Annotated in this window: 9 protein-coding genes, 1 tRNA gene and 1 pseudogene; 5 read left to right on the forward strand and 6 right to left on the reverse strand. The window is 63.8% G+C overall.

Annotated elements, in window-relative coordinates; genetic code table 11:
- Both A3764_RS12195 and A3764_RS26440 read left to right on the forward strand, forming a co-directional pair.
- Nucleotides 1-440: integrase core domain-containing protein (locus tag A3764_RS12195; protein ID WP_150122157.1), on the forward strand; the 440-nt coding region annotated here is incomplete at its 5' end.
- Between the two features lie 1,205 nt (nucleotides 441-1,645).
- Nucleotides 1,646-2,116 (forward strand): annotated as a pseudogene (locus A3764_RS26440) (tyrosine-type recombinase/integrase); the annotation flags it as partial.
- Between the two features lie 150 nt (nucleotides 2,117-2,266).
- On the opposite strand, the gene A3764_RS12210 reads toward A3764_RS26440, so the two are convergent.
- From A3764_RS12210 to A3764_RS12230, 5 genes are all read right to left on the reverse strand, one after another.
- Nucleotides 2,267-2,341: transfer RNA gene (locus tag A3764_RS12210), tRNA-Glu, on the reverse strand.
- A 76-nt stretch (nucleotides 2,342-2,417) separates the two neighbouring features.
- Entirely contained in the window at nucleotides 2,418-4,157 is a 1,740-nt protein-coding gene (recJ, locus tag A3764_RS12215) for a single-stranded-DNA-specific exonuclease RecJ (protein ID WP_067920282.1), read from the reverse strand.
- Between the two features lie 32 nt (nucleotides 4,158-4,189).
- Nucleotides 4,190-5,158, reverse strand: a complete 969-nt coding sequence (gene glpX / locus A3764_RS12220) for a class II fructose-bisphosphatase (protein WP_067920284.1) — start codon at nucleotides 5,156-5,158, stop codon at nucleotides 4,190-4,192.
- Between the two features lie 69 nt (nucleotides 5,159-5,227).
- Entirely contained in the window at nucleotides 5,228-6,514 is a 1,287-nt protein-coding gene (locus tag A3764_RS12225) for a homoserine dehydrogenase (RefSeq protein WP_067920286.1), read from the reverse strand.
- Between the two features lie 154 nt (nucleotides 6,515-6,668).
- Nucleotides 6,669-6,965, reverse strand: a complete 297-nt coding sequence (locus tag A3764_RS12230) for a hypothetical protein (RefSeq protein ID WP_067920304.1) — start codon at nucleotides 6,963-6,965, stop codon at nucleotides 6,669-6,671.
- Nucleotides 6,966-7,042: 77 nt separating this feature from the next.
- On the opposite strand from A3764_RS12230, the gene A3764_RS12235 reads away from it, so the two are divergent.
- Nucleotides 7,043-7,633 carry a TetR/AcrR family transcriptional regulator gene (locus A3764_RS12235; protein ID WP_067920288.1) on the forward strand — a complete coding sequence of 197 codons (591 nt, stop codon included), beginning with the start codon at nucleotides 7,043-7,045 and terminating at the stop codon, nucleotides 7,631-7,633.
- Nucleotides 7,634-7,801: 168 nt separating this feature from the next.
- Here A3764_RS12235 and A3764_RS12240 read toward each other — a convergent pair whose 3' ends face one another.
- A complete protein-coding gene (locus A3764_RS12240; RefSeq protein WP_067920290.1) occupies nucleotides 7,802-8,713 on the reverse strand; it encodes a pirin family protein in 912 nt (303 codons plus the stop codon).
- A gap of 190 nt (nucleotides 8,714-8,903) precedes the next feature.
- Between A3764_RS12240 and A3764_RS12245 the strand changes: the two genes are divergently transcribed.
- Complete coding sequence (locus A3764_RS12245) at nucleotides 8,904-9,848, forward strand: NAD(P)-dependent oxidoreductase (protein ID WP_067920292.1); 945 nt, start codon at nucleotides 8,904-8,906, stop codon at nucleotides 9,846-9,848.
- A gap of 150 nt (nucleotides 9,849-9,998) precedes the next feature.
- On the forward strand, nucleotides 9,999-10,448 hold the full coding sequence (locus tag A3764_RS12250; RefSeq protein ID WP_082851152.1) for a MarR family winged helix-turn-helix transcriptional regulator: 450 nt from the start codon (nucleotides 9,999-10,001) through the stop codon (nucleotides 10,446-10,448).
- Nucleotides 10,449-10,467 lie beyond the last annotated feature (19 nt).

Consider the following 10,467-nt stretch of genomic DNA (forward strand, 5'->3'; position numbering starts at 1 on the left):
TGGACTGGCATACCCGCAAGGTTCTGTCCTGGCGGATCTCGAACACGCTGGAGGCCGACTTCTGCGTCGAAGCGCTGAACGAGGCCATTCACAAGTTCGGCCCGCCCGAGATAATGAATACGGATCAGGGATCCCAGTTCACCTCTTTCGCCTGGACAGATCGGCTCCGCCGATCAGGCGTGCGGATCTCGATGGATGGAAAAGGCCGTTTCCTCGACAACATCTTCATCGAGAGGCTGTGGCGCACCCTGAAATACGAGTGCGTCTACCTGCATGCCTGGGAGACCGGATCGGAGACGAAAGCAGCCATCCGGAAATGGATGACCTTCTACAACCACCAGCGCCCTCACTCGGCCCTCGGCGGCAAGCCACCGGCGCTGGTCTATTGGCAGAAAAATGATATCAACCAACCCGATCAGCAGGTGCAACGAGTAGCTTAATTTACGCCAGATCCTGTCCAAGAGATGGGGAGTAGCTCAGAGAAAGAATTCCATGCTGCGATAGAGCGACACGCCTGTGAAGGTGCATCGAACGAAGAGCTTGTGTTTGCGTTAGAAAATGCTTGCGACCAGCTTCTATCTCTTCGCGCAGAAGATTTTTGTCCCCAGCCTGGTGACGCTGGTCTGCGTTTGAATATCGATGCTGGTCTACGCTGGTATGCTGCGAGGTTTAGGGATCTCGCTAAGGCCGCGGCGTACATGTAGTCCTGCTTCCCGCCCGTGCCGGATAGCATCCGGCGCGGGTTTTACCCCTGCTGATCTGCCGGCCTAAAACGGGATAGAGAACCCTGGTCCAGGACATTATCGAGCAGCGCAAAAGCGTCGCATCTCCTCAAAAATGAGGAGCAAGAAATGCCAGCTGCAAAGTTAACCAAAGCTACAATGAGCAACGCGCTTAATGCTATCGTCGCAGCGGGTCTGACCCCTGCCAATGTAAACGTTGAGCCCGATGGCTCATTCCGGATCGAAATTCACTCTGTCGAAGTTTGCTTGCCTGCACCATCCGGCGCGACCGACGTAGATCAACCGGAGAAGTTCGAGGACCTCACATGAACCTTAAAAAGAAATATCCCGGGCTCTTAAAGGAGGAGACACCGGCGAAGAACACACGGTGGCGCGTCCGCGTGCTCGGACAAAAGAAACGTCGCATTACGCTATCGGTCGATCCCGATCACCCTGATTTCGACGAGCACTACGATGCCGCACGAGGCGGCAGGAAGCTCGAAGCTAAGGCCCCAGTGAAATCGGTTCGCGGAACGCTGGATGAGCTTTGTGAAAAATACTGCGAAGCACTACCGAAAATGGTGGCTGCGGAAAAGCTTACCCAAGATACTTTGGCAAGCAGAGTGCGAGGATTGAAGCAAGCCTGCGAAGTAACGTTCAAGGGTCGTCGTATGGGCGCCTTGGAGGTCAATCTTCCTAAGCAAGCCTTCGTTCACATTCTGGACAGCTTCGAAGAGCGAACCGGGGCGGCGGACACATGCTTGAAGGCCCTAAAGGCAGCATATCTTTGGGGCGAGGATCGTGGGTTCCCGGAAGACTCTCCGGTTTTTCGGGTTAAGAGCCCTCATGTCGGCAAGGGGGGCGCAAAGGCCTGGACCGAGCAGGATGAAGCAGCATTTCTTGCAAAGCATGGACGTGGCTCGATGGCGCGGCGCTGGTTCTTCTTGTCGAAGAATACGGCCGGCCGGATCGAAGATATTGCCCTACTCGGGCCCGAGAACATCAAATTGAGGGAAGGCCGGGCGTACCTCGGATGGCAGCCAAAGAAGAAGGGTTCGAAATACGTGCTCGTTCCCCTCATGCAGGAGCTTGCAGAAGAGCTGGAACTCGGAAACTGGCACGAGATGACCTTTATTTTGACGGATAAAGGAGAACCGTTCGCATCCAAGAATTCCCTCGGCAACAGGATTGCCAAATGGGTCGTTCAGGCGGGCCTTAAGCGTAAAGTCGAAGTAGAGGATAAGGAGACCGGTGAAACAAAGATCGAAGAACGGGCTGCACGTTCGCAGCACGGTATTCGCAAGGCGACTGCACAGGAGTTGGCGCTTTCTGGCGCGAACGTCTATGAAATCGCGGCACGTCTATCTCACTCCGATTTTAAGTCGTCGGCTCCCTATGTCCAAGATGTCGATAGGGAACGGCTTGTCGAGACTGGCTTTGACCGTGCCCAGAAGGCTCGTCAGGCGCGCAGTGTCCCACGCCACGAAAACCGTGGGACACTTGAGGGCTCGAGCGTCAGTAAATCAAGGGTTTTTGATGATAAGTGGCAGCCCGTAGGGGAATCGAACCCCTCTTTCCAGGTTGAAAACCTGGCGTCCTAACCGATAGACGAACGGGCCACTGTGTGTGCGGTTCATTAGGCAATCGACCGCGGGGGTGCAAGGGGAAATTTTGCGTTCTTCGCGAAAATAGCTGTCAGGCGGGGGCCGCGTCTTCGAGGCGCAGTTGCACGCTGCGTCGCCCGCGCCAGCTGTTGATGTCGAGCCGTCCCGCGAGGTGAAAGCGCGCGCCGCCGTGGGCTTCGAGCGCGGGGCCGAGGGGGCCGTCGAAGGCGCCGAAGAGGATAGCGTCCATCGGGCCGCAGGAGCCGTCGCCGAAGCTGATCTTGAGGTGGTTCGTCCCCACCCGTTTCGCGAAACGTATCTGCATGTCGGCAAAGGCGAAGCGGGGGGCGGGGGCGCCTGCGCCGAAGGGTCCCGCCGTTTCGATCAGGTCCGCCAGATCGATGGTCGCGGCCTGCGGCATCAGCAGCCCGTCGCAGCGCAGGTCCGCCGCCCCGGCGAGATGGGCGCCCTGTTTTGCCAGAAGCTCGGACAGGCGCGCCATGGCGGCCTCCAGCTTGTCTTCCGCCACCGTCAGACCGGCGGCCATCTTGTGTCCGCCGCCCTTGATCAGCAGCCCCTCTGCCGCGAGGCGTTGAATGGGCGCGCCCAGATCGACGCCCGCGACCGAGCGCCCGGACCCCTTGCCGATACCGTCCTCGATGCCGATGACGATGGCGGGGCGGTTGGCGGCCTCCTTCAGGCGGGAGGCGACGATGCCCACGACGCCGGGGTGCCAGCCCGGCCCTGCGGCCCAGACGAGTGGCGCGTCGAAACCGCGGTCTTCGGCCTGGGCGAGGGCGGCGGCCTGTACTCCGGCCTCGACCTCCCGGCGTTCGGCGTTGAGCCGGTCGAGCTTTTCGGCCAGTGCGCCCGCTTCATGGGTATCGACGCAGGACAGCAGCCGTGCGCCCAGATCGGCCTGACCGATGCGCCCGCCCGCATTGATGCGCGGCCCCAGCATATAGCCCAGATGATAGGCGGCGGGGGCGGTATCCATGCGCGCCACATCCGCCAGCGCCGCAAGGCCCGCGCGGTCGCGCCAGCCCATGACGCGCAGGCCCTGTCGCACGAAGGCACGGTTGACGCCGATGAGCGGCGCCACATCGGCCACCGTTGCCAGCGCCACGAGGTCGAGCTGCGACATCAGGTCCGGCCCCTTGCGGCCTGCGGCCCGCAGTTGGCGGCCCGCTTCCACCAGCATCAGGAAGACGACCCCCGCAGCGCAAAGATGCGCCAGCGCGCCGTCTTCGTCCTGCCGGTTCGGGTTCACCACCGCATGGGCGTCGGGCAGGGTTTCCCCGGCCAGGTGATGGTCCAGCACCACCACATCGGCCTCCTGTGCCGCTGCAATCGGCCCGTGGGAAAGCGTGCCGCAATCGACGCAGACGATCAGCCCGTGGTCGCGCGCGAGGCGGGCCATCGCCTCTTCATTCGGGCCATAGCCTTCGTCGATCCTGTCGGGAATATAGAGCGTTGCCTCATGGTCCATGGCGCGCAGCCAACACAGCAGCAATGCCGCCGAACTGCCGCCGTCCACGTCGTAATCCGCGAAGATGGCGATCTTTTCGCGCCGGTCCAGTGCCGCAAGGAAGCGGGAGGCAGCTTTTTCCATGTCCCGCAGGCTGCGCGGGTCGGGCAGCAGCGCCGAGAGAGAGGGGGCCAGAAAGGCCTGTGCTTCCTCGGGCGGCACCTTGCGATGGGCGAGGATACCGCACACGGCGGCGGGCAGGTCGGTTTGCTGCGCCAGCAGTTCGGCGGCCCGCGTCGTTTCGACGTCGGGGCCGATCCAGCGGCGCCCGGACAGGGAACTATGGACGCCGAGAAAGCTCATGCAGGCGGGGGTCTCCGTTCCGGCGGGGCCGATCAGCCGCGTTCCACGGGCGTGCGGTAATTGATGCGACGCACCGATCCCGTCTTGGAACGCATGATCAGTGTTTCGGTCGTCATCCAGCCCGGTTCGCGCTTGACGCCCGGCAGCAGGGTGCCGCCGGTGACGCCGGTCGCGGCAAAGATCACGTCTTCGGTCACCATGTCATCGCGGGAATAGATGCGGTCGAAATCCTCGATCCCGGCCTTGGTCGCGCGGGCCTTTTCGTCGTCGTTGCGGAAGAGCAGGCGGCCATACATCTGCCCGCCCATGCATTTGAGCGCGGCCGCGGCCAGCACGCCTTCGGGGGCGCCGCCCGATCCCATGTACATGTCGATGCCGGTGTCCGGATCGGCGCAATGCATCACGCCGGCCACGTCGCCGTCGGTGATCAGGCGGATGGCCGCACCCGTCTCGCGCACCTGCGCGATCATTTCTTCGTGGCGGGGCCGTTCGAGGATGCAGACCGTGATGTCCGACGGGTCGCAGTCGCGCGTCTTGGCCAGTGCCTTCACGCGCTCGCCCGGGGACATTTCCAGAGTCACCACGTCTTTTTCATAGCCGGGTCCGATCGCCAGCTTGTCCATGTAGACATCGGGCGCGTGCAGCATGGAGCCGCGCGGGCCCATGGCGATGACGGTGAGCGCGTTGGGCATGTCCTTGGCGGTCAGCGTCGTGCCTTCCAGCGGGTCGAGCGCGATGTCCACGCCGGGGCCGTTGCCGGTGCCGACTTCCTCACCGATATAGAGCATCGGCGCCTCGTCCCGTTCGCCTTCGCCGATGACGACCACGCCGGCGATGTCCAGCAGGTTGAGCTGTTCGCGCATGGCGTTGACGGCGGCCTGATCCGCTGCTTTTTCATTGCCGTGTCCCACCAGCCGCGCAGAGGCGATGGCCGCCGCCTCCGACACGCGGGCGAGGCCCAGCGAAAGCATGCGGTCGTGGAATTCGGCGGAAGCGGGCATGGCGGGATCCTCGGTTGGGGTTGTCGCATCCCGTCTAGCGGGGCAGGGGGCAGCGCACAAGCGCCGGGTTCAGACCTCTTCGATGCGCAAGGCCACGACGGGGCCCGCCATGACGCCGGTGCCGTCCATCGCGGCGAGCGCGCGGTCCAGATCGCTGCGGTTGGTCTTGTGCGTGACGATGAGAACCGGGGCCGAAACGTCCGAATGTTCATACTGGCGCATGCGGTTGATGCTGACGCCGGCTTCCCCCAGAACGGCGGCGATCTTGGCCATGGCGCCGGGTTTATCGACGAGGGCCATGCGCAGGTAATAGGGCGCCGGGCGTTGGGACAGGGCAGGCGTGGGGGTCTCCAGCGTGTCGGCGGGCTGGTTGAAGACAGGCCCCGTCCAGCCCCGGGCCAGATCACAGATGTCTGCCATCACGGCACTTGCGGTCGGGCCTTCGCCCGCGCCTGGGCCGCGCAGCACGATCTGGCCCACCGCATGTCCTTCGAGCACGACCATGTTGGTGCCGCCGTCGAGCTGCCCCAAGGGCGAGGTTTCGGGCACGAGGCAGGGCTGCATGCGCTGTTCCAGCCCGCGCCCGGTCTTTTGCGCCACGCCCAGAAGCTTGATCTTGAAGCCCATGTCGGCGGCGGCGCGAATGTCCTCGATGGTGATCTGTTCGATGCCTTCAAGCTGGATGCCGTCGAAATCCACCCGGGTGCCGAAGCTGAGCGCCGAAAGGATCGCCAGTTTATGGGCAGCGTCGATGCCGCCTACGTCAAGCTGCGGATCGGCCTCCAGATAGCCCAGCCCTTCGGCTTCGGCGAAGATATCCTGATAGGATTTCCCGGCGTCTTCCATCCGGGTGAGGATGTAGTTGCACGACCCGTTCATCACCCCCATCACGCGGGTGATCTCGTTCCCGGCGAGGCCTTCGACCAGCGTCTTGATTACCGGGATGCCGCCCGCCACGGCGGCTTCGTAGCGGATGGCCGACCCCTTGGACTCGGCCAGTTCGGCCAGCGCCTGACCGTGGATGGCCAGAAGCGCCTTGTTCGCGGTGACCACCTGTTTGCCCGCACGCAGCGCCGCTTCGGTTGCCTCCTTGGCCGGTCCTTCGGAGCCGCCCATGAGTTCCACGAAAATGTCCACGTCATCGCGCTGTGCCAGTGCGACGGGATCGTCTTCCCAGCCGTAGCCCGCCAGGGATACGCCGCGATCCTTGTTGCGGGACCGGGCGGAGACCGCGGATATCACGATGTCCCGTCCGGTCCGCTGCTTGAGCATGTCGCCATGCTGCCGCAGGATATGGAGCACCCCCATCCCGACCGTGCCCAGACCGGCAATTCCGAGGCGAAGCGGCTGTGACATGGGGGATCCTTTCGGTGGAGCGGTATGATCGGGGATCGGGCGCGGCGGATGCCGTTTGCGATGTCGCAGCGATGTAGCGGAAGCGGCGGCGGCGTGCAACGCGTCTTGGCAGGGGCGGGGTCGGGGCAGGCCGGGTGTGCCGCCTGCGGAGATGTCAGCGCAGTCCGCGTTCCAGCCGGATGCGTTCAGCCCGGGACAGCACCGGGCCCCGCAGTCGGGCCGCGCGGGCGCGCAGCCGCGCTACCCTGTCGTCCAGCCCTGCGCGCGTCGCCACCGGGTCTACACCACCCTCTTTCGCCTCGGCCAGTACCGGCGCGATGGGCACGAGATCGGGGAAGGGCGCCGCTTCGAGTTCGGGGGGGATGGTGCCTTCGAGCGCGGGAAACTGCGCGCAGCCCGCGAGGGGCAGGCAGGCAAGGGCGGCAAGCCTCAGACAGCATCGAAGGTTCATGCGCCGTTCATGCACCAGCCCCGGCAATCGCGCAAGCGGGGGTTTGCATTTGAACGTCCGTTCATTAACCATGGGGCATGGCACGTACCGCTGGTTCGCATTCGGATATTACAGGCCCGAGGGTCCGGGACGCGGCGCTGCGTCTCTTCGCGCGCACGGGCTATGCGGCGGTCTCCATGCGGGCCATCGCGGCAGAGGTCGGCGTGCAGGCCGGTGCGCTCTATAACTACACCGCCGACAAGCAATCGCTGCTCTATGAATTGATGCGCGACCATATGGTCGAGCTGCTGGACGCCGCGCAGGATGACGAGGCGCTGCCACCCGAAGAACGACTGCGCCGCTTCGTCGAGTTTCACATCGCTTTCCACAGCCGCCGCCCCGAGGAAGTCTTCATCGCCTATATGGAGCTGCGCAACCTCACGCCCGAGAACTTCCAGAGGATAGAGGCGCTGCGCCAGCGCTACGAGAGACGGTTGGAACGTATCCTCCGGGACGGGGTGGAAAGCGGCGATTTCTCCATCGGGGATACCCGGATCGTGACCTTTGCCGTCATCGCCATGCTGACCGGCGTGAACGTCTGGTTCAGCGAAGGGGGGCGGCTCAGCCTCGATGAGGTCAAGACGCAATACTGGACGATGGTGCGCAAAGCGGTGCAGCGGGAAGGATAAGGCGGCACGGACCCTGCGGTGAAACGAGGCGTCACAGGGCAGGGATAGGCGGCCTCAGGTACAGGTTATCGATGCGTTTCTGCGGCCGGTTCATCCCCCAAACGCAAAGAAGGAGCCGAGCGCCCGGCGCTTCGGCTCCTCCCCCGATGGGTCAAAGGGTCGCGCGGATCAATGCGCCGGTTTGATGAAGGTCCCATTGCGCAGTTCCTGCATCGCCTGCATCAGCTCTTCGCGCGTGTTCATCACGATGGGGCCGTGCCAGGCGACAGGCTCATCAATGGGCGCGCCGGAGATCAGCAGAAAGCGCACGCCCTCCGGCCCCGCCTGCACTGTCACCTCGTCGCCGGTGCCGAACCGGACGAGCGTGCGGTCCCCCGACATGTCGCGGATGTTCAGCTCCTGCCCGGCGAACTCTTTCTCCAGAAGCACGCCGCCGGGTTTGGAAGCGTCGACGAAAGCACCCGCACCTTCGAAGATATAGGCGAAGGCCCGGCGATAGGTGTCGATGCGGAACGTCTTGCGCACACCGGCAGGCACGAAAACATCGAGGTACTGGGGGTCAGCCGCGATCCCGTCCACCGGACCGGTCTTGCCCCAGAACTCGCCCGTAATGACCTTGACGGTCGTGCCGTCGTCATCGGTGACCACGGGAATATCCGCGGCCTTCACGTCCTGATAGCGTGGCGCTGTCATCTTCTGCGACGAGGGCAGGTTGCCCCATAGCTGGAAACCGTGCATCCGCCCGGTGGCGCTGCCCTGCGGCATTTCCTGATGCATGATGCCCGACCCGGCGGTCATCCACTGGACGTCGCCCGCCCCCAGCAGCCCGGTGTTACCCAGCGAGTCGCCGTGTTCGACGGTTCCGTCCAGCACATAGGTGATGGTTTCGATGCCCCGGTGCGGATGCCAGGGAAAACCCTTGAGGTAGTCTTCGGGCCGTTCATTCCGAAAGTCGTCGAACAGCAGGAACGGGTCGAGCTCGCTCGGATCCTGAAAGCCGAATGCACGGTGCAGTTTCACCCCGGCCCCTTCCATGGTGGGCATGGCGGCGCGGGTCTCTATGGTAGGTCTGAGGGACATGATCCTCTCCTTTTCAGCGGTTGCCCCCAAGATAGGAAGCGAAGGGGGGCGCCACAATCTGTCCGCCCTGCGAGGGGTTGTGCAGCCATGCACAGAAGCGAGGGCGCAGGGGGCAGCCCCTGCGTCGCAAACGGGACAGACCGTTCCCGCGACGGTGCGCGAAGCCTGTGCAAAGGGCAGGGAGCGGCACATGAAAGTTGGATTTATCGGTCTGGGCAACGTCGGGGGCAAGCTGGCGGGCAGCCTGCTGCGCAACGGGACGGACCTCGTCGTACATGACCTCGATGCGGAGCTGGTGGCCGCGAAGGTCGCGAAAGGGGCCGAAGCCGGCATCTCGCCCGCCCAGATGATGCAGGACTGCGACGCGGTCATCACCTGTCTGCCCAGCCCGGCGGCCTCGGACGCGGTGGTGCGCCAGATGCTTCCCCACGTGACCCCCGGCAAGATCTGGATGGAGATGAGCACGACCGATGCCGAAGAGGTCAAGCGCCTCGGGGCTCTGGTGGCCGAACGCGGCGGCGAGGCGGTGGATTGCCCGGTCTCTGGTGGATGCCACCGGGCCGATACGGGCAATATCTCGATCTATGCGGGATGCAGCCGCGACACCTTTGACCGGGTTCTGCCGCTGCTCACCCTGATGGGGCGGCGCGTGCTGCATGTGGGGGAAATCGGCACCTCCAGCGTGCTCAAGGTGATGACGAACTACCTTGCCACGATGAACCTGCTGTCGCTCTGCGAGGCGCTGACAGTGATGAAGGCCGCCGGGATGGACATGGGCATGACCTATGAGGCCATTGCCATGTCCTCGGGCACCTCCTTCGTGCATGAAACCGAAAGCCAGTTGATCCTGTCCGGATCGCGCAACGTCAACTTCACCATGGACCTCATCCAGAAGGACATCGGCCTGTTCCAGAAACTGGCCGACATGCACGGCGTTCCACTGGAACTGTCACCGCTGATGATCTCGATGATGACGGACGGGCAGCGGCGCTATGGCGAACGGGCCCAGTCCGACCGGATGATCGAACGGCTGGAGGAGGCGACCGGCCTGCAGGTGCTGGCCCCGGGCTTCCCCCTCGAACTGGTGGATGACGAGCCCGAAGAACGCGGTTACGAGGTCGTCGTGCGGCGCTGACAGTGCCATCTGCCGCTGACGCGGCGGGCCGGGAAAGCACGCGGCTGCGACCTTCTGCCCCAACGGCAAGCGCGCCGGGGGCGCAAATACCCTTGGCCGAAAAGTTCAGACATGCTTAAATCATGTCTTACGAAAGAGGCAGCCGCCAAGATGTCCGACAGACAACTCAAGCTGGATGATCAGTTGTGTTTCGCGCTCTATGCCGCGACCAATGCGATCACGCGTGCCTACAAGCCGCGGCTGGAGCTGATCGGCCTGACCTATCCCCAGTACCTCGTGATGATGACGCTCTGGCAGCATGGCGCGCTCAATATCCGGCAGATCGGCAAACGACTGAAACTGCCCGCCAATGGCATCACGCCCATGCTCGACCGGCTGGAGGAAGCGGGTTTCATCACCCGCATGCGGGACCGGCGCGACCGGCGTATCGTCAATATCGAACTGACGCCGCGCGGCGCGGAGCTTGAGCAGCAGGCGGCCAATATCCAGCTGGCCGTCGTCTGCGAGACGCAGATGCAGGAAGGCGCGCTCAATAGCCTGCGGAGCGAGTTGCAGGCCTTGACCGAGAAGCTGGAAACCGAAGGCGAGACCACGGACTGACCCGGGCCAGTCCCCGGCT

It is taken from the genome of Sulfitobacter sp. HI0129 (genome assembly GCF_001635395.1).
Lineage (GTDB): Bacteria > Pseudomonadota > Alphaproteobacteria > Rhodobacterales > Rhodobacteraceae > Sulfitobacter.